General features: G+C 68.4%; 29 protein-coding genes. 2 read left to right on the forward strand and 27 right to left on the reverse strand.

Annotated elements, in window-relative coordinates:
* Positions 1-73: 73 nt before the first annotated feature.
* Both ACFVTM_RS20180 and ACFVTM_RS20185 read right to left on the reverse strand, forming a co-directional pair.
* Positions 74-553 (reverse strand): Dps family protein, encoded by a 480-nt coding sequence (locus ACFVTM_RS20180; RefSeq protein ID WP_390205780.1) that lies wholly within the window; start codon positions 551-553, stop codon positions 74-76.
* Positions 554-718: 165 nt separating this feature from the next.
* The gene (locus ACFVTM_RS20185) at positions 719-1,537 is read right to left on the reverse strand and encodes a sigma-70 family RNA polymerase sigma factor (protein ID WP_390205781.1); all 819 of its coding nucleotides are present in this window, start codon (positions 1,535-1,537) and stop codon (positions 719-721) included.
* A 243-nt stretch (positions 1,538-1,780) separates the two neighbouring features.
* On the opposite strand from ACFVTM_RS20185, the gene flgN reads away from it, so the two are divergent.
* Complete coding sequence (gene flgN / locus ACFVTM_RS20190; RefSeq protein ID WP_390205783.1) at positions 1,781-2,296, forward strand: flagellar export chaperone FlgN; 516 nt, start codon at positions 1,781-1,783, stop codon at positions 2,294-2,296.
* Positions 2,297-2,310: 14 nt separating this feature from the next.
* Here the strand turns inward: flgN and ACFVTM_RS20195 are convergent, their stop codons facing one another.
* The 13 genes from ACFVTM_RS20195 to ACFVTM_RS20255 form a co-directional block, all read right to left on the reverse strand.
* On the reverse strand, positions 2,311-2,556 hold the full coding sequence (locus ACFVTM_RS20195; protein WP_390205784.1) for a carbon storage regulator: 246 nt from the start codon (positions 2,554-2,556) through the stop codon (positions 2,311-2,313).
* Positions 2,557-2,565: 9 nt separating this feature from the next.
* Positions 2,566-3,888 (reverse strand): hypothetical protein, encoded by a 1,323-nt coding sequence (locus ACFVTM_RS20200; protein WP_390205785.1) that lies wholly within the window; start codon positions 3,886-3,888, stop codon positions 2,566-2,568.
* On the reverse strand, positions 3,866-5,914 hold the full coding sequence (locus ACFVTM_RS20205) for a flagellar biosynthesis protein FlhA (protein WP_390205787.1): 2,049 nt from the start codon (positions 5,912-5,914) through the stop codon (positions 3,866-3,868). The genes ACFVTM_RS20200 and ACFVTM_RS20205 overlap by 23 nt, the downstream gene beginning before the upstream one ends.
* Positions 5,915-5,987: 73 nt before the next feature.
* Positions 5,988-7,094, reverse strand: coding sequence for a flagellar biosynthesis protein FlhB (locus ACFVTM_RS20210; protein WP_390205789.1), 1,107 nt, complete (start codon positions 7,092-7,094; stop codon positions 5,988-5,990).
* Complete coding sequence (locus ACFVTM_RS20215) at positions 7,094-7,852, reverse strand: flagellar biosynthetic protein FliR (protein ID WP_390205791.1); 759 nt, start codon at positions 7,850-7,852, stop codon at positions 7,094-7,096. The genes ACFVTM_RS20210 and ACFVTM_RS20215 overlap by 1 nt, the downstream gene beginning before the upstream one ends.
* Before the next feature lies 1 nt (position 7,853).
* Positions 7,854-8,129 carry a flagellar biosynthesis protein FliQ gene (fliQ, locus tag ACFVTM_RS20220; protein ID WP_390205792.1) on the reverse strand — a complete coding sequence of 92 codons (276 nt, stop codon included), beginning with the start codon at positions 8,127-8,129 and terminating at the stop codon, positions 7,854-7,856.
* Entirely contained in the window at positions 8,126-8,992 is an 867-nt protein-coding gene (gene fliP, locus ACFVTM_RS20225; RefSeq protein ID WP_390205793.1) for a flagellar type III secretion system pore protein FliP, read from the reverse strand. The genes fliQ and fliP overlap by 4 nt, the downstream gene beginning before the upstream one ends.
* Positions 8,989-9,579 (reverse strand): flagellar biosynthetic protein FliO, encoded by a 591-nt coding sequence (gene fliO, locus ACFVTM_RS20230; RefSeq protein ID WP_390205794.1) that lies wholly within the window; start codon positions 9,577-9,579, stop codon positions 8,989-8,991. The genes fliP and fliO overlap by 4 nt, the downstream gene beginning before the upstream one ends.
* Entirely contained in the window at positions 9,580-10,302 is a 723-nt protein-coding gene (gene fliN / locus ACFVTM_RS20235) for a flagellar motor switch protein FliN (protein ID WP_390205795.1), read from the reverse strand.
* The gene (locus tag ACFVTM_RS20240; protein ID WP_390205870.1) at positions 10,299-11,186 is read right to left on the reverse strand and encodes a flagellar motor switch protein FliM; all 888 of its coding nucleotides are present in this window, start codon (positions 11,184-11,186) and stop codon (positions 10,299-10,301) included. The genes fliN and ACFVTM_RS20240 overlap by 4 nt, the downstream gene beginning before the upstream one ends.
* Before the next feature lie 69 nt (positions 11,187-11,255).
* The gene (locus tag ACFVTM_RS20245; protein ID WP_390205796.1) at positions 11,256-12,080 is read right to left on the reverse strand and encodes a flagellar motor protein MotB; all 825 of its coding nucleotides are present in this window, start codon (positions 12,078-12,080) and stop codon (positions 11,256-11,258) included.
* The gene (locus ACFVTM_RS20250) at positions 12,077-12,895 is read right to left on the reverse strand and encodes a motility protein A (RefSeq protein ID WP_390205798.1); all 819 of its coding nucleotides are present in this window, start codon (positions 12,893-12,895) and stop codon (positions 12,077-12,079) included. The genes ACFVTM_RS20245 and ACFVTM_RS20250 overlap by 4 nt, the downstream gene beginning before the upstream one ends.
* A gap of 2 nt (positions 12,896-12,897) precedes the next feature.
* Positions 12,898-13,221, reverse strand: coding sequence for a flagellar FlbD family protein (locus tag ACFVTM_RS20255; RefSeq protein ID WP_390205799.1), 324 nt, complete (start codon positions 13,219-13,221; stop codon positions 12,898-12,900).
* 210 nt (positions 13,222-13,431) lie between these two features.
* On the opposite strand from ACFVTM_RS20255, the gene ACFVTM_RS20260 reads away from it, so the two are divergent.
* Positions 13,432-14,592 (forward strand): cytochrome P450, encoded by a 1,161-nt coding sequence (locus ACFVTM_RS20260; protein WP_390205800.1) that lies wholly within the window; start codon positions 13,432-13,434, stop codon positions 14,590-14,592.
* A gap of 161 nt (positions 14,593-14,753) precedes the next feature.
* Here the strand turns inward: ACFVTM_RS20260 and ACFVTM_RS20265 are convergent, their stop codons facing one another.
* The 12 genes from ACFVTM_RS20265 to ACFVTM_RS20320 are packed head-to-tail and all read right to left on the reverse strand — an operon-like array spanning position 14,754 to position 25,160.
* Complete coding sequence (locus ACFVTM_RS20265; protein ID WP_390205801.1) at positions 14,754-15,917, reverse strand: flagellar hook protein FlgE; 1,164 nt, start codon at positions 15,915-15,917, stop codon at positions 14,754-14,756.
* A 31-nt stretch (positions 15,918-15,948) separates the two neighbouring features.
* Complete coding sequence (locus ACFVTM_RS20270) at positions 15,949-16,383, reverse strand: flagellar hook assembly protein FlgD (RefSeq protein ID WP_390205803.1); 435 nt, start codon at positions 16,381-16,383, stop codon at positions 15,949-15,951.
* Between the two features lie 18 nt (positions 16,384-16,401).
* Positions 16,402-18,399 carry a flagellar hook-length control protein FliK gene (locus ACFVTM_RS20275; protein WP_390205805.1) on the reverse strand — a complete coding sequence of 666 codons (1,998 nt, stop codon included), beginning with the start codon at positions 18,397-18,399 and terminating at the stop codon, positions 16,402-16,404.
* Positions 18,396-19,073 (reverse strand): C40 family peptidase, encoded by a 678-nt coding sequence (locus tag ACFVTM_RS20280; protein WP_390205806.1) that lies wholly within the window; start codon positions 19,071-19,073, stop codon positions 18,396-18,398. The genes ACFVTM_RS20275 and ACFVTM_RS20280 overlap by 4 nt, the downstream gene beginning before the upstream one ends.
* Positions 19,070-19,504, reverse strand: a complete 435-nt coding sequence (locus ACFVTM_RS20285; protein ID WP_390205808.1) for a flagellar FliJ family protein — start codon at positions 19,502-19,504, stop codon at positions 19,070-19,072. The genes ACFVTM_RS20280 and ACFVTM_RS20285 overlap by 4 nt, the downstream gene beginning before the upstream one ends.
* Positions 19,501-20,829, reverse strand: coding sequence for a FliI/YscN family ATPase (locus ACFVTM_RS20290; protein ID WP_390205810.1), 1,329 nt, complete (start codon positions 20,827-20,829; stop codon positions 19,501-19,503). Before ACFVTM_RS20290 ends, ACFVTM_RS20285 begins: the two co-directional genes overlap by 4 nt.
* A complete protein-coding gene (locus ACFVTM_RS20295; RefSeq protein ID WP_390205811.1) occupies positions 20,826-21,497 on the reverse strand; it encodes a FliH/SctL family protein in 672 nt (223 codons plus the stop codon). Before ACFVTM_RS20295 ends, ACFVTM_RS20290 begins: the two co-directional genes overlap by 4 nt.
* Positions 21,487-22,503 carry a flagellar motor switch protein FliG gene (fliG, locus tag ACFVTM_RS20300; RefSeq protein WP_390205813.1) on the reverse strand — a complete coding sequence of 339 codons (1,017 nt, stop codon included), beginning with the start codon at positions 22,501-22,503 and terminating at the stop codon, positions 21,487-21,489. The genes ACFVTM_RS20295 and fliG overlap by 11 nt, the downstream gene beginning before the upstream one ends.
* Positions 22,500-24,110, reverse strand: coding sequence for a flagellar basal-body MS-ring/collar protein FliF (gene fliF / locus ACFVTM_RS20305; protein ID WP_390205814.1), 1,611 nt, complete (start codon positions 24,108-24,110; stop codon positions 22,500-22,502). Before fliF ends, fliG begins: the two co-directional genes overlap by 4 nt.
* The gene (fliE, locus tag ACFVTM_RS20310) at positions 24,110-24,427 is read right to left on the reverse strand and encodes a flagellar hook-basal body complex protein FliE (protein WP_390205815.1); all 318 of its coding nucleotides are present in this window, start codon (positions 24,425-24,427) and stop codon (positions 24,110-24,112) included. The genes fliF and fliE overlap by 1 nt, the downstream gene beginning before the upstream one ends.
* Positions 24,427-24,819, reverse strand: a complete 393-nt coding sequence (locus ACFVTM_RS20315) for a flagellar basal body rod protein FlgC (protein WP_390205817.1) — start codon at positions 24,817-24,819, stop codon at positions 24,427-24,429. The genes fliE and ACFVTM_RS20315 overlap by 1 nt, the downstream gene beginning before the upstream one ends.
* Positions 24,819-25,160, reverse strand: coding sequence for a flagellar basal body rod protein FlgB (locus tag ACFVTM_RS20320; protein WP_390205818.1), 342 nt, complete (start codon positions 25,158-25,160; stop codon positions 24,819-24,821). The genes ACFVTM_RS20315 and ACFVTM_RS20320 overlap by 1 nt, the downstream gene beginning before the upstream one ends.
* Positions 25,161-25,189: the final 29 nt, after the last annotated feature.

Genomic DNA, 25,189 nt, shown 5'->3' on the forward strand with positions numbered 1-25,189 from the left:
CAACAGCGTCCGACGCCGGGAATACCCGGCGTCGGACGCTGAGGTTGCAAGGGCGGCCCGGTGGGCGCCGGACCTACTTGCTGTCCGGAGTGGTCACGCTGGCCGTGGCCTTCATGGTCTCGGCATTCACCATCCAGGCGTACTGCTCGAGCTTGGCGATGAATTCGTGCAGCAGGTCGGCGGTGGTGGGGTCTTCATCGTCCACTTCGTCATGGACTTTGCGCATGGTGCCCACGGCTGCCTCCAGCGCAGCGACAATGCGTTCGATGGCGTCCTTGGTGGTGATCAGGCCCGCCGGGAACTGGGCCAATGCGGTGGACTTGGCAACTGTGGAGCTTCGGCCGTCCGGGAGGGCGTGGAGGGCGCGCATGCGCTCGGCGAGGTCATCCGCGAATCCCCGGGCGGCGTCGACGATCTCGTCCAGCTGGAGGTGAAGGTCCCGGAAGTTGGTCCCGACGATGTTCCAGTGCGCCTGCTTGCCCTGAACGTGGAGTTCGATCAGGTCCACCAGGACTGCCTGCAGGTTGGTCGTCAGTGTAGGTGTTGCTTTCATGCGTCCTCCTCGATAGAACCGGTGCCGTGTGGGCCGCGTGCGCCATTGGCTGGCGGTCCGGCCGATGGTTTCGACGCTACCGCAGGCGCAGTCCGGCCGCGACGGTTCGGGGAGGAATTTCTCGATCAGCTTACTAAGTTGGCTTACTAACCGTTTCGGGGCGGCTTAGACCGCTTCGTTGAGGACCGGACCGCGGGGGAACACGGCCCGGGTAATGCCGCCGGAGGTGGCCTCGGAGAGCTGGGTGAGGTAGTCGTTGCGGCGCCGCGGCGTGATCCTGGACTGGGGTTCGAACGGCTGCGCGGGATCGTCGGCGTAGTGCGCAGTCAGACCGTCGCGCATGAGCCGGATGGCCTCCGAACGCTGCTGGGACACCGCGGCGTGCGTGGACCCGAGTTCAGCGGCCAGGTCTTTGACCGTCCGGTCGCCGAAGTAGATCTCCTCCACGACGTAGCGCATCCGTTCCGGCAGGGATTTCACGGCGGCCCGCAGGTACTGGAGCCGTTCGTCCGCGAGCACGGAGTGTTCCGGCGTGAGGGTTTCGGCGGCCAGGGTATCCACCACCGCTTCATCGAGGGGTGTCAGCGTGCGTGAGGCATCCGCGAGCGCGGCCTCCACAACGCTCTGCTGGACCCCAAGGGCGGAGGCGATCTCGTCGACGGTGGGCGTGCGGCCAAGAGCGGACGCCAGCGTTTCCTGGACGGACATGGTTTCCTTGATCCGCCGGCGGGCGGAGCGGGTGGCCCAGTCGCTGGCCCGCATCTCGTCCGCGAACGCGCCAAGGATGCGCCGGCGCGCGAACGCGCCAAACGGCACCCCGAGGTCGGGATCGAACGAATCGGCCGACGTGATCAGGGCAATGGCACCGGCCGAGGCCAAGTCATCGCGAGAAAGGTGTGACGCCTTCGAGCACAAATCTGAGACGAGATACCCCACCAGCGGAAGGTGCTGCGTGACCATCTCGTTGCGTTCCACGCGATTCAATACTGTGTCCCCCCATGAGACCGGATCCGAAGGGTCACAGACCCTTAAAACGCCGAGAACCGCGCCCAAAACCGACCGGTGCTCCCCCCATAGGAGTCAGCGTTCGCAAGCAGGGCGCAGCACCCATGGAGGAAACCTATCACCTGATTTGGGATCTGCGTGTACCCTCAGGGAAAAGCTTGGCAAAAAGTGCGGTACCCGCCCCGAACCTGCGATTCAGGGGGCGGAAAGAGAATGGGGCCCATGAGCGCAAGTGATCTCTCCGCGGCACTGTGGCAGGAGCGCCGGCAGCTGGAACTGCTCCTTTTCAGGCTGGAAACCCAGCGGTTGCACGTTGGGGCCGGGAACGTGGAATGGCTGAGCCTGATGGCGTCCGAGATCGAAGCCGTGCTGGACCGGTTGGGCTTTGAAGCCCTGGCCCGGAGTGTCGAATCTGCTGCCGTGGCGGCCCTGTGGGGCGTGCCGGCACAGGCGACGCTGGTCGAACTGATCGCTGCTGCCCCCGCAGGCCCCTGGCCCGGGATCCTGCGCGAGCACCTGGACGCCCTGAACGCACTCCTTGCCCGGCTGGGCGAGGCCGCCCGCGTGAACGAAGAGGCGCTGCTAACACTCCCCCTGCCGGGACGCCACGGTCCGGCAGGCACCGCCGGCCTGTTGGATCAGCTGGCCACCAGCGGGAACCTGGAGCGGGCCCTGGCCGTGGTACGGCGTGCACCCCAGCCTGCCCTGGCCCAGTATCTGGGCGGGGAACGGGACTGATCCGGCAGCGGTCCTTAGCCTTCGGCGGGAGCGGCGGGCGGCAGGAGCCCGCGCAGCGCGTCCTCGGCCTCCGGGCCGGCTTCCGCCGCAGCGAGGTTTGCGGCCGCGATGGCTTCGATGACTTCCCGGCGCTGGATGGGCACACCCCGGGGCGCCTCAATGCCTATCCGAACACCGTCGCCGCGGCCTTCCAGGACCGTGATGACGATGCCGTCGCCGATCATGATCTGTTCGCCCGGCTTGCGTGTAAGTACCAGCATCTTCTCAATCTACCCTTCACCGCGGGACGCGTCGGACGGTTCCCGCCTGTTCTGCCATGTCGGATCCGGACCGGCCAGGCGGGCGTCGATCCAGCCCACGGGCAGTCCCAGGCCATTGACGCTTTCAGGCGACCCGGTCTCCGAGGCGCCGACCACCGCCACTGCGGCAACGTTGATCTGGGCCGAGAGCACGCCGACCCAGCGCGCCGTGTCCTCGTGCTTCCGTCCGGCATCGACCACCACCCAGACCTGGTCGGCGGAGAGCGCGGCCACGGACTGCACCCGGGCCAGGGCGTTCCGGGCCTTGCCGAGCCCGAACGCCACCAGGACGGTGCGCTCCGTCAGCACCGCGTGGGCGCGGGCGGCCGTGGCGCTTTGCCGCCCGTCAACGTGCAGGTGGCCATAGGCGGAGAGGTCGCCGGCGGTCCGCACATCGGCACCGCCTGCCGCCATGGACATGGCCAGGGCGGCATCCATCGCGTCCTCCCCGAGACCGACCAACACGACAAGATCGCCGACGCCGTTCAGCGGTGCGGGGGCGACCTCGGCATCCGCAGGCGCCCGGCCCGGCGCGGCGGCGGGAGCTGGGGCTGGGGTTGGGGCTGGGGCCAGAGTTGAGGAAGCGGGGGCCGGGCGCGGCGCGGTAGCGGGGGTTGGGGCCGGAGCCGGGGAGGCACTGTCAGGCCGCCCGGGGTGGCTGTCGATAGGAGCTCCCGCGGTGGGAACTCCGGTGGGAACTCCGACGGCGGGGGCCGGGCCGGCGGCATCTGGTTCCGCCGGGGTCCTGAGCCCGGCGCCGAGCTGTTCCAGAAGCTCGGCAAAGTCCCGCGACTCGGTGGACACCCCGGCGGTGGCGGGCCGGTGCATACTCAGCTCGGCGGCGTCCGCCTCTTCCAGCAGAGCGGCGATGGCGGCGCCCTGAAGGTGATGGGACGGACCGACGGCGGCCCGGGCCGCCGCAGGCGCGGCCGGCGGTCCGGTCTGCGCTGCAGGCGCCCCCGGTGCTGCGGCGGCAGCGTCGGCGTCGTACTTTCCGGCGTTGCTCTCCCCGGCCGGGCTGCCGCCGGGGCTGCCAACGGGGCTACCGGCGGGGCCGGCCGATTCGGTCTCTGCCAGTATGTCGGCGTCGGGCACGACCTCGCCGGTGACCACCTCGTGCTTGGACATGATCTCGATCATGGCCTCGTAGCGGTCCTGGGCGAAGAGGCCGGCGATGCCCGGACTGATGACGCGTTCGGCGGACACGATCCGGGCCGCGGGTCCGTACTGCTGTTCTGCCTTGCGGCGGATCTCCTCGAGGGAGGTTCCCTTAAGCCGATAGCGGTTCGGCATGGCGCACCACTCCTACTGTTTCGATCCGGACGTTGGCAGAGGTCACCTCGCGGTAGGACAGCACGGGCACCGATCCGGGCTGCGTGCCCACGAGCCGGTGGATGGCGGGCCGGAGCGCCGGTGCGCACACGAGCACGGCCTGGCGGTTGGCGGCGGCCGCGGCGTCGACGGCGGAGCCCACCGAGCGCAGCACGGCGTCGAGCCTTTCCTGTCCCATGACGATCTGGCTTCCTCCTTCCGCGGGCCGCATGTCCTCGAGCATGTGTTGTTCCAGGACGGGGTCGATCATGATGACGTTGAGCACGGGGCCGTCCATGAACTTGGCCGTGAGGGCGGGGCCGAGGGCCTGCCGGGCGGCTTCCACGAGCGATTCCGGATCCGTGGAAATCTTGGCGCGGAGCGTGAGGGCCTCGTAGATCCGGGCGAGGTCGTTGATGGGCACCTGCTCGTCCAGCAGGCCCTGGAGGACGCGCTGCAGCTCGGCGAGGGAGAGCAGCGCCGGGGTCAGTTCGTCGACGGCGGAGGGGCTCTGCTTGCGCACACCTTCGGTCAGCACGCGGACGTCCTCGCGGGACAGCAGCCGGGCAGCGTTGGCCGCGACGATCGAGGACAGGTGGGTGACCAGGACGGAGACCCGGTCGATCACCGTGGCGCCGGTCATTTCGGCGTTGTGCCGCATCTCCCCCGGAATCCACTTCCCGGCGAGCCCAAACACGGGCTCGATCATCGCCGCGCCGGGGAGCGAGTCCAGGTTCTCGCCCAGGGCGAGCATCTGGCCGCCGGGGGCCGTGCCGCGGCCGGCTTCCACACCGGCAATCCGGATGGCGTAGGTGGCCGGCGGGAGGTCCACGCTGTCCCTCGTGCGGACCGGCGGGATGACGAGGCCCAGTTCCATGGCGATCTTGTGCCGGAGGGACCGGACCCGGGCCAGGAGGTCGTCGGAGGCGCCGGAGACCATGTCCACGAGGTCCGGTGCCAGCAGGATCTCCACGGGGTGGATGCGCATGTCTTCCAGCAGCTTCTCGTTGGGGTCCTGTTCCGGGAAGTTCAGCGCTGTCGATTCCGCCTCCCGGGCCGTCTCCGCTGCCCGCTGGCCGGCGGCGGTCCGGCGGGCGGCGATGATCAGGCCGATTCCGACGAGGACGAACGGGAGGGGCGGCATGCCGGGGATCAGGGCCATGGCGAGGGCGGCGATGCCGGCGATCATGAGCGCGTTGGGTGACTGCAGCAGCTGGGTGGAGGCCGTCCGGCCCATGTCCGACTCGGCGTTGGACCGGGTCACGATCATGCCGGTGGAGACGGCCATGAGCAGCGCCGGGATCTGCGTGACGAGCCCGTCGCCCATGGTCAGCAGGCCGTAGGTGTTCAGGGCATCGCCGATCTCCATGCCGCGCTGCAGCATGCCGATGGCGATGCCGCCGATGAAGTTGATGATGATGATGATGATGCCGGCGATGGCATCGCCCTTGACGAACTTCGAGGCGCCGTCCATGGCACCGTAGAAGTCGGCCTCTGCCGAGACCTCGGCCCGCCGCTCCCGGGCCTGGGCGTCGGTGAGGAGCCCGGCGTTGAGGTCGGCGTCGATCGCCATCTGTTTGCCGGGCATGGCGTCGAGGGTGAAGCGCGCGCCAACCTCGGCCACGCGCTCGGCACCCTTGGTGACCACGACGAACTGGATCACCACGAGGATGAGGAATACGACGGCGCCGATGATCATGGAGCCGCCCACCGTCACCTTGCCGAAGGCTTCAATGACCTGCCCGGCGTACCCGTTGCCCAGCACCAGGCGGGTGGAGGCGACGTTCAGGCCGAGCCGGAAGAGCGTGGCCACCAGCAGCAGGGACGGGAACACGGAGAAGTCCAGCGGCTTCTTCACGAACATGCTGGTCAGCAGGACCAGCAGCGCCAGCAGGATGTTGCAGACGATGAGGAAGTCGAGCAGGGGTGCGGGCACGGGAACCACCAGCAGGAGCACGATCCCCACGATGCCGATGGGCACCACCAGCCGGTTCAGCCTGTTGTTCATGGTGCGGTCCTTTCACAGACGCTGATTCCCAAAGTTTTCCTGCCGCGTTTCATACGGTGTTTACTACGGTTTTTCATACGGCGCTGGCGTTCCATGCTGTGGCACCGGTGCTGCTCATGCGGTGCATCCCGGCGGCGGCCCCCCGGGCCTTGAGCGCCATGACGAACGCGAGGACGCCGGCCACCGCCCGGTAGAAGTCCACGGGGATCTCGTCCCCCAGTTCACAGGCCCCGTGGAGGGCCCTGGCCAACGGGATGTCCTGGACCATGGGGACGTTCTTCTGCTCGGCCTCTTCCCTGATCCTCGCAGCGATGTGCCCGGAGCCTTTGGCCACCACGCGGGGCGCGGACTTGCCGGGTTCGTATTTGAGGGCCACGGCCACGTGCGTGGGGTTGACCAGGACGACGTCGGCATCCCCGATCGAGGCGATCATGCGGTTCCGGCTCATCGACATCTGGCGCGCGCGGCGCTGGGACCGGATGAGCGGGTCGCCCTCGCTGTTCTTGTTCTCGTCCTGGACTTCCTTCTTGGACATCCGGGTCTTCTTGCGGTTGCGCCGCATCACCACGAAGAAGTCCGCCGCGGCCAGCACGATTCCGGCGGCCACCGCGAACTGCACCAGCGAGGCAATGCCGCCGGCCGCGGCAGCGGTCACACCGGACACCGGCAGCCCGCCGGCGGTCAGCAGCACCGGGATCAACCCCTGCACCACCCAGTAGAGCACCAGCCCGACGACGCTCGCCTTCAGCAGCGCCTTCAGGCCGCCCCACACCGCCTGGGCACCGAAAAGCCGCTTGACCCCGCTGAGCAGGTTGAAGTGTTCGAATTCGAGCCTGAATTTCTTCACGTGGACGCCGCCTTGGAGGGCGGAGCCGACGAGGACAGCCAGGAACACGACGATCAGCAGGGGGCCGACGATCCCGGCGATGGACGCGAACCCGTCTTCGAGCGCCTGGAAGGCCTTGCCGGGATCCGGTGCGGACACGATGCCGCGGACGGTGAAAAGCTGGTCCGTGGCGGCGTTCGCGGCCCGGTCCACCGTGCTGGGCAGCATGAGCGCGGCGGCGCCGACGCCGAGCCAGGCGGTGAGGTCCTGGGAACGGGACAGCTGGCCCTTGGAGCGGACTTCCTTCATCCGCTTGTCAGTGGCTTGCTCGGTCTTTTCCTGTGAATCCGCCATCAGCCCACCCCCAGCACTGCTTTGGCCGCCTGTCCGGCGAGGCTGGAGACGATCCGGGGCAGGGCCAGGAACATGAAGCCGGCCAGCATGAGGGTGAGGAGGATCTTTAGCGGGAAGCCCAGCGAGAAAGCGTTCAGCGCCGGCGCCACGCGGGTGAGCAGGCCGAGCCCGACGTCGGCAAGGAACAGGACCACCAGGAGCGGGCCGGCGATCTGCACGGCAGCGAGGAACATGCCGGACACGGCCGCGATGATGGCCTGCACCGGCTGGGCCAGGTCGATCCCTCCGGCCAGGGGCAGGGCGGCGAAACTGCCGGTGAGGCCCGTGATGACCAGCTGGTAGCCGTCCGAGGCGAAGAGCAGGGCCAGTGCCGCCATCTGCAGGAGCCGGGTGAACTGTGCGCCGTTGACCATCATTTGGGGGTCGAAGGCCTGGGCCATCTGGAATCCGCTGAAAAGGTCGATCAGGCTGCCGGCGGACTGGATGGCGGAGAAGATCACGAGGACCAGGAATCCCAGCACGAGCCCGGTCAGCAGCTCCAGGACCAGACCGGTGAGGAACCCGGCGGTGTCCCGGGGCGTGTAGCCGCCGACCATGCGCTGCGTCACCGCCAGGCCCAGCCCCAGTCCGAGCATCGCCTTCACCCGCCCCGGGAAGGCGTGGTGCGAGAAGGGCGGCGCCACGATCAGGAACGCGGTCATCCGGACCGTGGCCAGGAGCAGGACTTCCAGCCAGGTCGGGTCGATGGGGATGCCCACCTCACAGGCCTCCGAGCAGGGACGGAATCTTCGCGAAGAGGTCGTTCGTGAACGTCACCATCTCCGAAATCATCCAGTGCCCGCAGACGATCAGCGCCACGGCCACCGCGGCCGCCTTCGGCACGAAGGACAGTGTGGCTTCCTGCAACTGCGTGATGGACTGCAACAGGGAGATGGCCAGGCCCACCACCAGCGCCGTGACCAGCACCGGCGCGGAGAGCTTCGCGGCCACAATCATGGCCTGGAGGCAGATGTCCAGGACGGCGTTCGAGTTCATCCTGAACCCGCATAGCTTTGGACGAGCGCAGAGATGATCAGGCCCCAGCCGTCGACAAGGACGAAGAGCAGGATCTTGAAGGGCAGCGAGATCATGACCGGCGGCAGCATCATCATGCCCATGGACATCAGGGCCGCGGACACCACTAGGTCGATCACGAGGAACGGGATGAAGATGACGAAGCCGATGATGAACGCGGCACGGAGTTCGGAGATCATGAACGCCGGAATGAGGGTCTGCAGCGGGACGGCCTCGGGCGTGGCCGGGTTCTCTGCCCCGGCGGCGCGGGACATCAGGGCGATGTCCTCTTCCCTCGTGTGGGCGAGCATGAAGTGCTGCAGCGGGCCCGAGGCGGCGCTGACCGCACCGTTGAAGTCCAGCGTGCCGTTGAGGTACGGCTGGATTCCGGTGGTGTTGATCTCGTTGATGACGGGCCACATCACAAAGATGGACAGGAACAGGGCCAGCCCGGCCAGCACCTGGTTCGGCGGGATGGACGGCAGGGACAGCGCGTTGCGGGTCATCGCCAGGACCACAAAGATCTTGGTGAAGGACGTCATCATCAGCAGCAGCGAGGGCGCGACGGCCAGGAGCGTGATCCCGATCAGGGTCAGGACGGCCGTGGAGGGCTTACCGTCGGCGCCGTTGATCTGGATGTTGACGTTCCCGTCGCCGGGGTTGGCGGGGTCGGTCGGGGCCACCGGCGCGATCGGGTCGATCGGTGCGGCGTGGCTGGCCGTGGCATTGAGCCAAAGCAGCAGGAAGGCAATCAGCACGACGGCGAGCCCCGCGGCCAGGAGCCTGAGGGGTCGTGCGCCTGCTGAAAGCGAGCGGGTGGTGCGGGTAGCGAGAGGGCGGATCAATTGCGGCGTCCGCTCCTGAGCGCGGCGGCAGCCTGTTTCCACGTGGAACCGGCCAGGATGGAGCCGTGCAGCGGCGGGTGGCCCGACGCGCTGCCCGCGCCGCCACGGACGGCGGGGCCGCGGGCATGGGAGCTCCGGTGAAGGGTGCTGCGGCGCGACGGCGGCAGGTCCCGGGCACCGTCCGGGCCTTCGGCGCCGTCGTACTCGCCGCCGGCGGCCTTGCCGCCCTCGTGTGTGCTGACGTGGTTGCCGGCGAGCGGGCTGGCCTCGGCGAGGATCCGGGCGAAATCCCCGAAGCCGCGGCTGGTGCCGGTGACCGGGACTTCCTCGGGTTCGGGCGGGATGTCCCCGGTGTGGAGGACGTTGACGGCGTGCTCGGTGACGCCCAGGAGGAAACGCTGCCCGGCGGCGTCGACCACGACCACGGAGGCCTTTTGTCCGAGGCTCTGCCGGCTGACGATGGTCAGGGCACGGTCAGCCCGGCGCCGCCCGGTGCCTTTGCCCAGCCGGCGCTGCAGCAGCCACATGAGGCCAAGCACCGCGCCCAGGGCCACGACTACCCGCAGCCCGAGGATCAGTGCGTCCATTCAGCTGAGCCCCTCGGCAACGTCGAGGATCCGGGTGATCCGAACCGCGTAGTCCTGGTCCAGGACCACAACCTCGCCGTGCGCGATCAGGCGGCCGTTGAGCAGGACGTCCGCGGGGGCGCCGGCGGACCGATCCAGTTCGATGATCTTGCCCGGCTCCAGGGACAGCACGTCCCGGACCGACATCCGGGTGCGTCCGATCTCCACGGTGAGGGCCATTTCAATGTTGTTGATGCGGCCGAGCCGGCCAGCCACCGTGTCGCCGCCGGCGAAGACGTCGCCGGAGCGGTCCTGGCTGTTGCCGTGTTCGCGGAGCCGGACGGCAAACCAGGCCGCGGCGTTAGTGCCGTCGGAGAGTTCAAAGACCGCCGTGTCGGGGTCCGAGAGAAGCCCGGAAACGTCGGATTCGCGCAGGTCGGACAGGACGCCGGCCCCGAAGACCGAGCTGGCGCTTTCCATCGCGGGACGCAGCACGTCGGTCACGGAGACGTGCCCCAGCTGGGACCCTGCCCCGGCGGCCTCGTCCAGGAAGGTGCGGTCGCTGAGCATGAGCGCGAGATCGGCGGTCACCGCCCCGACGAAGGTCGCCGTGACCGCCTGGCGGGCGTAGGCCGCCGCGGCCCGGGCAGGAACCAGGGCAACAACCTTCAGGGCCACCGGGCTCGGCAGCTCCTCGACGAGCCGTTCCGCCGACAATTCGTGCTTGGTCAGGGTGATGCTCATCGTTGGTTCTCCTCGATTGTGACAATGACTGCGGCCGCGCGGGAGCCGTTGCGGGCCGGCGCGGCCGTGGCCAGCCGGGTTCCGTCCAGGGTGAGGTCAAAGGGCCGGTTTTCCAGGTGCGGCAGGGTCAGGACGTCGCCGACGGCGAGGCCCAGGACCTGGCTCGGGGTGACGAACGACGTCGAGAGCCGCACCGACAGTTCCACCGGCACCTGCTCCAGCTGGGCGCTGATGCGCGCCGGGGCGTCGTCGCGGGTGTCGGTCGGGTTGACCTTCTTGAGCCGCCCCAGCAGGATGCCGGCCGGAACGGCCAGGGTGGCGGGGGCATTGATGTCGCCGACGCTCATGGTGAAGGAAGCGACAATCATCAGTTCGCTCGGGGCTGCGGCCTGGGCAAACTGGGAGTTGTACTGGATGGTGTCCACCCGGACGGCCTCGCTGAGCAGCGGGCCCAGGGAGTAGCCGAGGTCCTCGAGGGCCTCGTCCATGAGGCCCTTGATCAGCGCCTGTTCGATCTGGGTGAACTTGCGGTCCGGCATGGGCGAATCATTGGAGGCGCCGAGCATGCGGTTGACCCAGCCGAGGGCGGCCGGGCCGGGGAACTGCACCACGAGCTTGGAATCGTGGGCCTCCACGGTGCACAGGACCATGGCGGTGACGGCGGGCAGCGAGGCTGCGTACTCGTCGTAGCTGAGCATGCTGACGTCTTCAAGGCGCACCACGGACTTGACGCGGACCTTGGCGGTGAGCTGGGTGCCCCACTGGCGGGCGAAGGTTTCGAAGGCGAGTTCCAGCACGCGGCTGTGTTCGCGGGCGAGGGTCGCCGGACGGCGGAAGTCATAGACGCTGACGGTCCGCTCCCGTGCCACTTCCCGCTCATCCATAACACTCACGGTTGCCACTATCGGCAAGGGATCGCGTGGTGTAAGTGATCCGCCGTTGGCAATCCGCTGCTATTTCTCGCTCAGCTTCAGGGCCTCTGGTATGAGCGCACGGACGACGTCGGGTTTGTCGGAGATGACGACGATGTCCACGCGGCGGTTCCGCTCCATGAGCTCCGGGGTCGAGTCGTCGTTGACCTGGCGGGCCGATCCGAACGCGACGGCGCCAATAGTGCCGGGCGGAATGCCGCCCTTGTCCACCATGTACCGCAGGACGTTGACGGCACGCGCCGAGGACAGCTCCCAGGTGGAGGGGTAGGCCGTGATGCCGTTCGCGGCGTGGCCTTCGACCATGATTTCCATGCCGGCCGGTTTCAGGACCGGGGAGATGACCTGCAGCACCCGGGCGGCCCGGGAGGTGAGTTCGGGCCGGTCCGGTTCGAAGAAGGCCTGTGATCCGACGAGTTTGACCGTCAGCCCGCGCTGGTCGATCTGGAACTCCACGTTTTCGCTCAGCCCGGCCGCCGCCAGGCCAGCCTGCATTTTCTTCTGCAGCTCTTTGAGCCGGTCCACTTCCTTGATCGCCTCAGCCATGTTCTCGGGGGAGGCGGTTGCCGCGCCTTTGACGGCGGCGAACGCCTCAAGGTTCTCGTCCACGAGTTCGGGCGGCACCACCGTGCCCGACGCCGTGTCCACGGTCTCGGACGCGACCGCGCCGAATCCGGTGGCCAGGGAGTTGCGGAGCTTTTCAAACTTGTTGGCGTCCACGGTGGACATCGCGAAGAGGACGATGAACATGCACATCAGCACAGTGACCATGTCCATGTAGGACGCCATCCAGCGTTCGTCGACGTGGTGTTCTTCCGGCTTCTTCCGCCCGCGCCGTCGTGGGCTCACGCGGCCTCGTCCATCCTGTCGGCCTTATCCGTGCCGCCGGCCTTCTTCCCGCCGCCGGAACTCTTGAGCTGGTGCTCGGGAACCATGGCGCGGAGCCGTTCGGCGAGCAGCAGCGGCTGGGCGCCGGACTGGACCGACAGCATGCCTTCCATCAGCAGCGTCATCCGTTCGATGTCCAGCTCCGAGAGCCGGGCCATCCGGGCGCTGAACGGAAGCCAGATGAAGTTGGCCGAGAGCAGGCCCCACAGCGTGGCGACGAATGCGGCGGCGATCATCGGGCCGAGGTGATCCGGCGTGGAGAGGTTTTCCAGGACGTGGGTCAGGGACACGACGGTGCCGATGATGCCCACGGTCGGGGCGTAGCCGCCCAGGCTCGCGAAGAATTTGGAGTTTGCGTGGTCGCTGCGGGACTTCGAGTCGATCTCGTCCTCCATCAGCATCCGGAGGTCCTCGGCGTCGGTGCCGTCGGCGATGTTCTGCAGGGCACGGGCCAGGAAGGGATCCTTGACGCTGGCCGCTTCCTCTTCCAGGGACAGCAGGCCCTCGCTGCGGGCCTTTTCGGCGAAACGGACCATCTGGTCGATGCTTTCCTGCGGCTTGGCGGTCTTGCCGAGGAACATTTTGGGGAGGGCTTTGAAGGCCTGGAGGACGTCTTTGAGCGTGTTCCCGGCGATCCCGACGGCGAGCGTGGCACCGAAGACCAGGATCATGGGGGCAGGGAGGAGAAGGGCCGACAGGCTCGCGCCTTCAAGCGACACCATGGCGATAACGGAGCCAAAAGCGAGGAGCAGTCCGATGACTGTTGCGGGATCCATCGTTACTTTCTGGGTTGCAGGGGCACCGTGGGGCCGGCGCCGTCGGTGTCGTCTGTGTCGTCGGGCGAGTCGTCGGAATCGTCCGAATCGTCAGTCCGAACCAGGCTGAGCGGGTACCCGGTGATGGTCGGAAAGTCCCGGGCCTTGCTCAGGACGTACGCGCGGTAGTCGGCAATGAGCTCGACAACTTCCGCGAGGCTTTCCAGCACCACGTACGCGGCGCCGTCGAGCGTCACCAAATGCGTGTCCGGGCTCTCGTGGATGCGCTCAATGAGGTCCGGATTGACCGCGAAGCGCGTTCCGTTGAGGCGTGTAACGACGATCATGGGCCGATTCTGCTCTGTGAGGGGAAGGGTGTTCTGATCCGTACTGTCGGCACGCCGGGCCCCTTCGTTAGGAACCGTCAACAGGGCCCTTGCACAGTCCCGTTCCGCAGGGCGGCGGAGGCGCCAAGATTTCCCGTGCCAAGGCCGCTGCACGGTATTAAGGTGGGAGCTGACGGGGCCACGCGGCCCGCCCCGGAAGGAAGGCCAGCCATGGTGCCATTTCCGGCTCTTGAGCAGCCGTTGAACCCGTTTCCCCGCTATGAAGCCATGCGGGACAGTGAACCTGTTTTCCAGGATCAGGAGACCGGCGTCTGGCACGCGTTCCGCTACGACGACGTGCAGCGGGTCTTGTCCGAGCACGCCACGTTTTCCTCCCGGTTCGGCGGGGATGGCCCGTCCGGCCAGCTGTTTGCTGCCAGCCTGGTCAACACGGACCCGCCCCGGCACCGCCAGTTGCGTTCCCTGGTGTCCCAGGCGTTCACGCCCCGGTCGGTGGAAGCGCTCGCCCCGCGCATCTCGGAGCTCACCAACGAATTGCTGGACCCGGTCATTGCCGCCGGCAGCACGGACCTGATCGACCAGCTGGCCTATCCGCTGCCGGTCATCGTGATCGCGGAACTGATGGGCATCCCCGCCGCGGACCGGGACCGGTTCAAGCAGTGGTCTGACGTGATCGTGAGCCAGACCCGCCCGGGCGCCGACGACTCCGACCACGCGGCCGCCCACCGGGAAATGGCGGAGTACTTCATGGCCATGATCGAGCAGCGGCGGCGCCAGCCGGGCAACGACCTCATCAGCGCGCTGCTCGGGGCCGAGATCGACGGGCAGAAACTCAGCGTCATGGAGCTGCTCGGCTTTTGCAGCCTCCTGCTGGTTGCCGGCAACGAGACCACCACCAACCTGATCGGCAACGCGGTGCTGTGCTTCACCGAGGCGCCGGGCACGGCGGAACGACTGGTCGCTGAGCCGGACCTGCTGCCGCACGCGATCGAAGAAGTGCTGCGCTACCGCTCCCCCGTCCAGTCCATGTACCGGATCTCGACCGTCGAGACGACGCTGCGCGGCCGGTCCCTCCCTGCGGGGTCGCCGATCGTGGCCTGGATCGGTTCGGCGAACCGGGACGGGGAGCAGTTCCCGCACCCTGAGGTGTTCGACGTCGAACGCTCGCCGAACCGTCACCTCGCCTTCGGGCAGGGCATCCACTTCTGCCTCGGCGCTCCCCTGGCCCGGCTTGAGGCCAAAATCGCGCTGCAGGCTGTGCTCTCCCGGTTGCCGGGGCTGGCCGTTGAACCCGGAGCGACGCTGGAGCGGATGGAAAGCACGATCGTCTACGGGGTCAAAAGGCTGCCCGTGACCTGGCAGGCTGCCTGACGGCGAGCGGCCCGCCACACCCCGCCCTGCCCCCTGCCCCGCCCCCGCCCCAATCCCTGCCCAACCCCGCGTTGCCCTATCACTTGTGGCTGCTTCAGGGTCCGAATGACAACCAGGAGTGATAGGGCAACCCCGGGGTTGTGGGGGAAACGCGCCAGGGATTAGCGCTTGAGCTGCGTCAGTTCCTGCAGGACCTCATCCGAGGTTGTGATGATGCGGGCGTTGGCCTGAAAGCCGCGCTGCGCAACGATCAGGTTGGTGAACTCCTGGGACAGGTCCACGTTGGACATTTCCAGGGTTCCGCCGGTCAGGGTGCCGATCCCGGGGTCGCCCGCAGCACCCAACTGCACGCCGCCGGAGTTGCCGGTGGCCACGTAGGAGGAACCGCCGGCCTTCTCCAGTCCGCCGGGGTTGGTGAACTTGGCGAGGGCGATCTTGGCCAGAACCTGCTTAATGCCGTTGCTGAACGATCCGACCAGGGAGCCGTCGCTGCCAAGTGTGTAGGACTCGAGCTTGCCGACGGCGGCACCGTTCTGGCCGCTGACCGCCAGCGAGCTCATGGTGGCGTAGCCGGAGACCTTGGAGACGTCGATCGTGATGCCGTTGACGGCAATGGGGGCGCCAGCGTTCAGCTTCCCATTGGTGAAGGTCAGGGAGCCCGCGGTTGTTGCGCCGCCGTCGCCGGAAGCATCCCAGCCGGCCGCTGTTTTAGTGAAGGTCAGCGTCAGGCTGCTTTCCTTCCCGTTGGCATCGTAGACATTGACGACGCGGTCCAGTTTGGTGCCGTTTGCGACGTCGCTGGGCAGGTTTCCGTCCAGCGTCACCGTGTCCGTTGCCTTGGCCACCATGGTGTTGGGATTCAGGGTGATGTCACCAACGGGACCGCCGGCGTTGATAACACCGTTGGTGGCAGTCCAGCCCTGGAGGATGCCGCCGTCGGGGCTGACCAGCTGGTTGGCCGAGTCGGGGCTGAAGGAGCCGGCGCGGGTGAAGAGCTGCTGGCCGCCCTTGCTGGTGACGAAGAAACCGTCGCCGGAGATCATCATGTCGGTGGCGCGGCCGGTGCTCTGCGAGGAGCCCTGGCTGAAGTTGGTGGTGACGCCGGCAACCCGGACGCCAAGGCCGATCTGAGCGGGGTTGGTGCCGCCGGATTCGGCCTGCGGACCCGTGGCACCCTGCTGCAACTGGGACAAGGTGTCCTGGAACTGGGTGGAGGACGCCTTGAAGCCGGCAGTGTTGACGTTGGCGATGTTGTTGCCGGTGACGTCAAGCATGGTCTGGTGGGCACGGAGGCCGGAGATTCCGGAGTACAGCGAGCGGAGCATGGGAACTGCCTTTCTACGGGTGAAGAGCTGGTTAGGAAGCGGCCGGAGCAGTAAGCCCGGTGATGGAGTCGAGGGGAACGGAAAGATCGCCGACCGTGACGGACGGGACCGAGCCTTCATAGGTGACGGAGTTGGCGATGCCGGTTCCGGTAGTGCCGTCCGGGAGGGTGTAGCCGACCGACTGGCCGATCAGCTGGGCGGCCGCCGTCCGCATCTGGAGGGAGAAGCCCTCCTTGCTGTTGGTGGTCAGTTCGGTCATTTTTTCCATCATGGAGAGCTGGAGGGTCTGGCTCATCATCTGGTTGGTGTCCATGGGCGCGCTCGGGTTCTGGTTCTTGAGCTGCGTCACGAGCAGGGACATGAACACGTTGGCATCCATGGTCTGCGAGGGAGTCCGGACGGCAGAAGCCTGGGAGGCCGCCCCCGCTGCCGTTACCGGCTGGGATGCGATCGGCTGAATCGTCATAAGTCGCGTTCCTTCGTGTCAGACAAGAATGTCGAGGGTGGTCTGGGGGCCGTTCAAAATCCTGGCGGTGCGCAAGGCTTGGTCATCGGCCAGGGCGTCCCAGCGGTGTCCGGGGCGCGGCTCGGGCGGTCCGTTGCGGCCGTCCGGACCCGAGCCGTTTCCGCCCGGATCGCGGCCGGCGCCGAACTGGCCCCCGGGTCCGGCCCGGTCCTGGCCCGCGCCGGTGTTCCCTGCGTTTTGGGAGGGGCCTCCGGGGCCGCTGTGATCGGACAGGTCCAGGCTGGCGCCGAAGCCGGCGTTATGCAGTTCCTTGCGGAGTTCGGGCAGGATCCCGCGGACTGCTTCACGTCCTGCCTCGCCCGGGGCGAAGAGCTCAATCCGGACGCCCGCGCCGTCAATATGCGCCCGAACCGTCAGCGGGCCGAGATCTTCCGGGCTGACTTTCAGGGTCATGACGTGCTGGCCGTGGGCCGCGCCCACAAGGGTGAAGAGCGGTTTGGCGAGCTGAGGCTGGAGGGCCACGGCGGTCTGCGGAGCCTGCTGGGCAGACGGCTGGAACGCCGCCTGGGCAGCGGATTGGGGCACCGTCGGGGGCACTGTCTGGGGCGCGGTGTTGCCGGCCGACGGCGGCAGGGCGGCGGCGGCTGCCGGGGCTCCGCTGTCCGGATCGGACGGCGCCTCACCGGAGTTGGGTACCGCCGGAACGGGTGCCGTCAGGGCATTCGGGCCGGCCGCAATGGTTGCTGCGGCTGCTGTTACGGCGGCGGTTGCGGCCGTGGTGGCCCCGGCGCCGGCCTGGACGGCGGGTACGGGCATGGCCTGGGCGGGCATCGCTTGTCCGGGTGCTGACGGAGCGGCGGCGGTCTCGTCCGCCTCGCTGCCGGCCGGTCCCGTTGTGGGAGCCGTGACCCCCAGGGGCCCAGCCTGCACAGCGGCACGTTCCGTCGCGGACAGTGTTTGGGCTGCGCCGGCAGCGAGCTCTGGCGACGTGCCGAAGACCGGTGCAGAGCCCGACACGGACGTCGTTGCCACCCCGCCGGCGGCAGGCATGGCCGGCGATGAGGCCGCGGCAGTGGCTGACGAAGTTGCAGGCGTGGTGACGGGCACGCTGACAGGTGCAGCTGCCGGGGCAGAAACCTGTCCGGAGACTGGCTGGCCGTCGGTCGGCGTGGAGATTGACGCGGCAGCGGCCGTGGCCGCCACGGCGCTTGCCGCGACCGCGGGGCCTGTTAGCCCTAGGGTTGCTGCGGGCGCTTGTGTGCTTGCAGTGGTCAAGGCCGGCCAGGCGGCAGCCGTCGCAACGGTTGACGCCGGCGACGCCACAGTGACCGGGTTTCCGGTCAGTGGCGCGGCCATTGCGAGTGCTCCCGCCACAGTCCCTGCGTCGGTGGACGCTGGTGCGTGCTCCTGCCGGACGCGGGCGGGCGAAACAACCGCAGGCACAGCCGTGAGTGAAGCCGAGGCCGGTGCCGCGATGCGGGATCCTTCGATGCGGCCCGACGCCGGAGCAACGGCTGGGGCGGCGACAAACTGCGCGTGCGGAAACTGTGCAGACGGCAACTGAGCAGGTGCCAGCAGGGTGAGCGCTATGCCGGCGGCCGCGGGCGAGCCAGCCTCTGTCTGCGGCCCAGAGCCAGCTCCGCCGTCGGCCGCCACGGCATTACTGGCAGCGTTGCCGGCAGGCAGCACACCGGAGGTGTCGCCGTCGGGCATCGGCAGAGCCGGTCCCCCGCCGTCAGTTGCCGGTGCGGCTACCGGAACGGCAGCCTTGCGGAAGCGGCCGGCAGCAGGGGTGCCCGCAGCGTAAGCGGGCTCATTGCCGGCGCCCGGCCCAACGTCGACGCCGGGCTCGGCAGCGGGGCCGTTGCCTGCTGCCTCCTGGACGTCGTTGAGGACCGAGTCGAAGGACGCGGTCTCCGGATTTGCTTTGCCAGAAGGGCGATCGGCGCCCTGGCGTGCGGCCCGGACCGGTGCGGCCAGCGCAGCGGCGAGATCCGCCGACGCCGCGGCCTTCACGATGCCGTCCCGGCAGGAACGATGCGCCGGATGGAGGTCAGGTTGGACTGCTGCTCCCAGGCATCGCGGATCTGGATGGTTTTGCCGGGCACGGGTGCGTCGATCGCTTTGCCGTTGCCCAGATAGATGGAAATGTGGTTGCCCCCGAAGCTCACCAGGAGGTCGCCGGGTTTGGCCTCGGCGAGGGAGGCCACGGGGGTGCCCTGGCGCATCTGGTCGCTGACCACGCGGGGAATCTCTACACCGAGGTCCTTGAACACCCGCTGGGTGAAGCCGGAGCAGTCCATGCCGGTGGCCGGATTGGTTCCACCCCACACATAGGGAACACCGATGTACTTCTTGGCTACTGCCACCACGTCGTTGCCCGTCGCGGCGCTTCCGGTGTGTACGGATCCCGTGGCTTTGGCGCCGGTGAGCGCGGCGGTGCCGGCCGCCGCAGCGCCACCCAGCCCCAGGCTGCCGGTGAGGGCGGAAACATCCGTTGCCCCGCTCCCGCCCAATGCGGCGGCCAGGGCCTCGGTGAACGTGGCGGAGTCGCCGGTGCCCGTAGCGGTCGCAAGCGAAGTGGCCGCCGCGGTCTTGGCGGCGCTGGTTTCCGTGGCCGCAGGCCGGCTCAGTTCCGCGATCATCGCCTGGATGCCCTGCATGCGGCCGATCGCCTCGGTCATGCTCATGGCTTCACCTGCTGCTCGTCGCGGTGCCAGAGCGCCGAGGCGATCTCGTCGAGGGCCGACTGTTCGGCGCGCAAGTCCGCGGAGTTGACCTCGGCGTCGTGGCGGGCCTGCAGTTTTTCCAGTCCCACGGACCGTGTGCGGGCAGCGATGAACTCGGCACGGGCGTTGGCTTCATCGGCCTCGGCCAGGTGCGTGAGGTTTTGCAGGTCCGCGAGCATGCCGTGCGAGGACGACCTGGCGGCGGCCACGGCGCGCAGGGAGGCCGAGCTGGAGATGGGCTCGTCCGTGGCGGCCAGTTCGCGGCGGGCGGCGGCTTCGCGGACCCGGACGGAGCTGGAGCGTGAACGGGCGCGCGCCAGCCCGGTGGCCGCCTGGTCCTGCTGGAGCTGGCGGAGGCGCAGGAGGCCTGCCAGAGAGAATTCGCGGTTCATGCTGCTGCTCCCAGGATCGAGGTGAGGTGGCCGAGCCGCTGCCAGGACTCGGGGTGGGACGTGGATTCGTCCATCGGCTGCTGGAGGAACCCGCTGACGTCGTGCTCGTGGTTCAGCGCCGCGTCCACCAGCGGGTTGGTCCCGGCCTGGTAGGCGCCGACGTCGATCAGGTCCTGTGCCGCCTTGCGGGCCGCGAGGACCCGGCGGAGTGTGGCCGCGGCGTCCAGGTGCGGCCGGGAATTGACCTTGCTGGCCACCCGGGACACGGATCCGAGCACGTCCACGGAGGGGAAGTGCCCGGTGACGGCAAGCTTGCGGTCCAGCACCACGTGGCCGTCCAGGATGGAACGGGCCGCGTCGGCGATGGGTTCGTTGTGGTCGTCGCCGTCCACCAACACCGTGTAGATGCCGGTAACGGAGCCGGTTTCGGCCGTACCGGCGCGCTCCAGCAGCCGCGCCAGGATGGAAAAGGTCGACGGCGGGTAGCCCCGGGTTGCCGGGGGCTCGCCGGCCGAGAGGCCAATCTCGCGCTGGGCCATGGCCACACGGGTCAGGGAGTCCATCATCAGCACGACGTCCTGGCCCTGGTCGCGGAATGACTCGGCGATCCGTGTGGCGGTGAAGGCTGCGCGCATGCGCATGAGGGCCGGTTCGTCGGAGGTCGCGACCACCACCACGGAACGGGCCAGGCCGGCGGCCCCGAGGTCGTCCTCGAGGAACTCGCGGACTTCACGGCCGCGTTCGCCGACGAGCGCGATCACCGAGACCTCGGCGTCGGTGCCGCGGGCGATCATCGAGAGCAGGGAGGACTTGCCGACGCCGGAGCCGGCAAACAGGCCCATGCGCTGGCCCTTGCCGAAGGTCGTCATGGTGTCCAAGACGCGCACGCCGGTCTGCAGCGCGGTGTCGATGCGGGCGCGTTTCATGGCGTTGGGCGCCTCGTTGTCGATCGGCACACGCGGTCCGCTGAGCAGCGGCCCCTTGCCGTCGATCGGGCGGCCCAGGCCGTCAAGGACCCGGCCGAGCAGTCCCCGACCGGTGGGAACCAGCACCGCGCCGCCCTTGGCGCGGACGGGGTCACCGGCCGCTACTCCGGCAAGCCGGCCCAACGGCATGCAGCGCACAGAGCCGTCCAGCGCCGCGACCACTTCGGCGTCAAGGCCAGGGTTCGCCCCCACCGTGACGAGGTCGCCCAGCGCGCAGTCCAGCCCTGACACTTCCATGCCGAGACCAATGACTGACGTGACGACGCCGACCCTTTGCGGGGCAGCAGCGGCCAGCGCAGCGGCGTAGTCGGCACCCTTCGGGCGCCACTCGGCGATCATTCGTCGCCCCGGTAGGCGGGGTAGGCGCCGGCAGAGTCCGCGCCGGACTGGCCGGACTCGCCGAGCAGAGCCGTGCGGGCACGGCCCAGGGCCGAGCGCAGGCTGGCGTCGAACCAGCCCTGCTGGTATTCGACCTTCGCGTCGCCGCGGCCCAGGGAGGGATCCGCGATGAGCGGCAGTCCGGCGGGCATGTCCTGGCCCTCCCGGGTGAGGACATCGATGTCTGCCGGATGCAGCCGGATCGCGAGCACCGTGGCGGCGTCGTTCCCGGACAGGGCCCGGGCCAGGGCGGCGCGGGCGGTCCGGTTGCCTTCGGCCAGTTCGTAGCCGAGGATGGCCTCGGCGAGTTCCAGCGCCGTGCGCGCCAGGATTTCCTCGGCGTCCTGCAGGGCCTGCACGTTGCGGTGCGCGAAGTCTGTCTTGGCGACGGCGAGGGCCCGCACGGCACGATCCAGGTCCTGCTGTCCCGCGGCGAGGGAGGCGGCCTGCTCGGCGGCCATCCGGTCCCGCCAGCGGCGCTGTTCTTTCGCGGCGGCGCGCACACCGGCGGCGTAGCCTGCGGCGTGGCCCTCGGTGTAGCCGGCCTGCTCGGCGGCCGGGCCGTGGGCCCGCAGCGACGGGAAGACGACGCGCTCCGGGGCAGGGGCTGCGCCGCTGTCAGTAGACATAGTCTTCTTCGTCCCCGCGCTGGATGGTGATCTGCCCTTCGGCCTCGAGCTCGCGGATGGACCGCACGACGGCGGCACGGGCCTCTTCGACCTGTGAGGCACGCAGCGGCCCCAGCCCGGCGATCTCGGATTCGAGGATTTCCAGGTTGCGCCCGGAGACGTTGGTGGTGATGGTTTCCAGGACGGGCTCGGAGGCACCCTTCATGGCGATTGCCAGGACGGCCGAGTCGAGTCCGCGGAGCACCAGCTGGACGTCGCGGCGTTCCAGTTTCACGATGTCGTCGAACGTGACCATCTGAGCCCGGATCTCCACCGCGAGGTCGGGATCGAGCAGGTCCAGGCCGTCCAGCACGGACCGTTCCGTACCGGCGTCGGTCCGGTTGATGATCTCCAGCAGCGGCTGGATGCCGCCCACCACCTTCGAGGCCTGCTGGGACACGGCGGCACCGCCGCGGAGTTTGAGGGTCTCGGCCACAATCCCGATCGCCTCGGGCGCCCCGGATCCCATGGTGGCGATGCTGAGGGCGACGTCGGCGCGCAGCGAGCCGGGCAGCCCGGACATCACGGCCGAGGCCTTGCGCGGACTGAGGTGGGCGAGGACCAGGGCGATGGTCTGCGGCAGTTCGCCGTCGATCAGTGCCAGGATCTGCACGGGTTCGATGTCTTCGAGGAACTCGAAGGATCTGCCGGCCATGTTGACCGTCAGGCGGTTGATGAGTCCGGCGGCCTTTTCCGAGCCGAAGGACGCCTCGAGCAGGCCCTCGGCGAGTTCCCGTCCGCCCCGGGCCGTGCGCGGGCTGGTCAGCGCGGTCTGGTGGAAGTCCTTCATGATCTGCTCGGCGACGTCCGGATCCACCTTGCGGAGCTTGACGATCTCCGCGGCAATCTCTTCGGCCTCGCTGTCCGTGAGCTGGGCCATGACCTTGGCGGCGTTCTCGGGGCTCATCTGCATCAGGACGACGGCGGCGCGCTGGGTTCCGGTGAGGAGCGTATCCGCTGGTTTCATACCGGCTGCCTGTCATCCATGAGGCTGCGCAGGTAGTCGGCGGCCCGCTCCGGGTTGGCTGCGACCATGTTGTCGATCTCAAACCGGCGGCGTTCGGATTCCAGCTGTTCGGTGGTGGGGCCGGGAAGCGGAGGCAGCGCGGTGATCGGGATGGCCGAGGTCGCCGGTGCAGGCTCGAGGGCCACAACGGGCGGGGCCACCGGCATGATCTCCAGGTCCAGGCGTTCGCCCAGGTCCACAGGCTCGCGCTTCTGGCGGCGCCGCAGGATGATCGTGAGGACCAGGGCCAGGATCAGCAGGCCGAGCAGGATGCTGCCGGCGGTGACGAGAGTTCCGAAGAACGCGGCCTGCTTTTCGGCTTCGGCGTTGGCCTGGGCCTCGGCGAGTGCTTTGGCCGCGTTGTCGGCGGCGGTGGTGCTGAACGGCACCACCTCGACGGTGACCACATCGCCGCGGGCGGCGTCGATCCCGGCAGCGGAGGTGACGAGGTTCTTCAGGGAGGCAAGGTTCAGGCCACCGGCGGCGGCCTGGCTGACGGCCACGGAGATGGTCTGCCGCTTGATGGCCCCGGCCGGGATGACCCGGTCCTCGGTGACCTTGTTGACGGCGTTGTTCTTGGTCTCGGTGGAGGAGTCGAAGTTTCCGTTGCCGGTCGTGTCGCCGGGCACGGCGATGTTGTCCGGGCCCAGGACGCCCGCGGCGCCTCCCCCGGTTCCGGTGTACTTCTCGGTCTTGGACGATTCACTGAGCGGCAGGGCGCCCTCGGCGTTGGAGAAGGTTTCGCTCTTCTGCTGCGCGGATTCGCCCGTCACGTCGGCGGCGACGGCAACCGTTGAATTGCCCGGACCCACCACGCGGTCCAGGACGGCCCTGACGGCGTCGGACGTGCGCTGCTGGTAGTCACTCGCCTGCTTGGTCGAGGAACCGGCCGGCCCGCCGCCGACGGTGGAGAGCACATTGCCCTGGGAGTCGACCACGGAGACGTTGGCTGGCTTGAGGTTTTCGATCGCGGCGGAGGTCAGGTGGACAATCGCCTGCACTTTGTCGCCGGAGAGGGTAGTGCCGGCGTCGGTCTCGACAAAGACCGACGCGGTGGTGTCCGGGGCCGTGGACACAAACACTGTCTTCTCGGGGATGGCGAGCCGGACGGCGGCGGTCTTCACGCCGTCCATGGCGGAGATCGTGCTGGCGAGCTCGCCTTCGAGGGCGCGCTTGTAGGTGACCGACTGCTGGAACTCCGAGGACGTCACGCCCATCTTGTCCAGCAGGGAATACCCGGTGGCGGCGGCGGTCGGCAGGCCCGCGGCGGCGGCCTTGAGGCGCTCGTCGTAGACCTTGTCCTGGGGGACGAGGATGGTGGATCCGCCGTCGCTGAGCTCGTACGTAACGTTGTCCTTGCGGAGCTGTTCGACTATGCCGTTGGCGTCGGTGGTCTGGAGGCCGGAAAACAGTGGCGTCAGCACCGGGCGGGTGAGCCAGGCGGACAGGGCCACAATGCCGACCACCAGCAGGGCTGCGCCGAGCACGGCCAGGGTGCGCTGGCCGGCGGTGAAGCTCTTCAGGCCGGCGCCGAAGCGCTGGAAGAAAGCGTTTATCTGCGGAGGCATCAGGCCTGCATCCTCATGATCTCGTTGAACGCGTCAACACCCTTGTTGCGCACGGTGGCCATGAGCTCGAGGGTGACCTGGGCACGGGTGGCGGCAAGTGTGGCGTTGTGGATGTCATCCAGGTTGCCGGTAACGGCGGAGACGGCCAGCTGGTTCGACGTCGACTGCAGCTGCTGGAGGTTGTCCACCGCACCGGTGAGGGACGTGGCAAAGGCGGAGCCGTCCGTGCCGGCAACGGGGGCCGTTCCCGTGTCTACGCCTGCGACGTAGCTTGTTGGCAGGACTCCCTGGACAGGAGCGATGGGGGCAACAGTCATCAGGAGCGTCCAATCTCAAGGGCGGCCATGTACGTTTCGCGGGCGCGGTCCACAACCTGCGCGTTGGCCTGGTAGCCGCGCTGGGCGATGATCAGGGCGCCCATCTGTTCGGCCATGTCGATGTCCGGGTATTTCACGTTGCCGTTGGCGTCCGCCAGCGGGTGGTCCGGCTGGTAGACGATCCTGCCCTCGGCGCTGCCGCGCGGGGTGCCCTTGACGTACACGCCGGAGCCCTCCGAGCCTTCTGCGGCTTCGACATAGCGGGCCTGGAAGGCGGGGCCGGACGTGGCGGAGGCGTTGTTCATGTTGGCGAGGTTGTCCGAGACAGCATCGAGCCACTTGCGGTGGACGGTGAGGGCGGAGCCGGCGATGCCGATTGCGTCGAAGGTCATCAGCTGGTCCTCAGGGCGGCGCGCACGGCGGAGAATTCGGTATTGACGGCGCGGGCGGCGAACTGGAAGCGCAGCACGGTATCGATGTTGGACAGCGTCTCGGTGTCCAGGTTGACGTTGTTGCCGTTCAGCTCGGTCGGTTCCAGGGATTCCGCCGTCGTTGCCTGGACGTGGCCGTCCCCGGACTGCACCGACGCCGCGAGGGCGTCCTCAAAGCTGACCCGCTTCGCGTGGTAATTAGGCGTGTTGACGTTCGCGATGTTGTTCGCGATGGTGCGCTGGCGCAAAGCCAGCCCGTCCATGGCGCTGGCCAGGGCGGCGGAAGTCACGGATTCGAGCACAGAGTCCTGCCTGGGAAAGGTGGGGGTGG

This window comes from Arthrobacter sp. NPDC058130, from assembly GCF_042884475.1.
Lineage (GTDB): Bacteria > Actinomycetota > Actinomycetes > Actinomycetales > Micrococcaceae > Arthrobacter.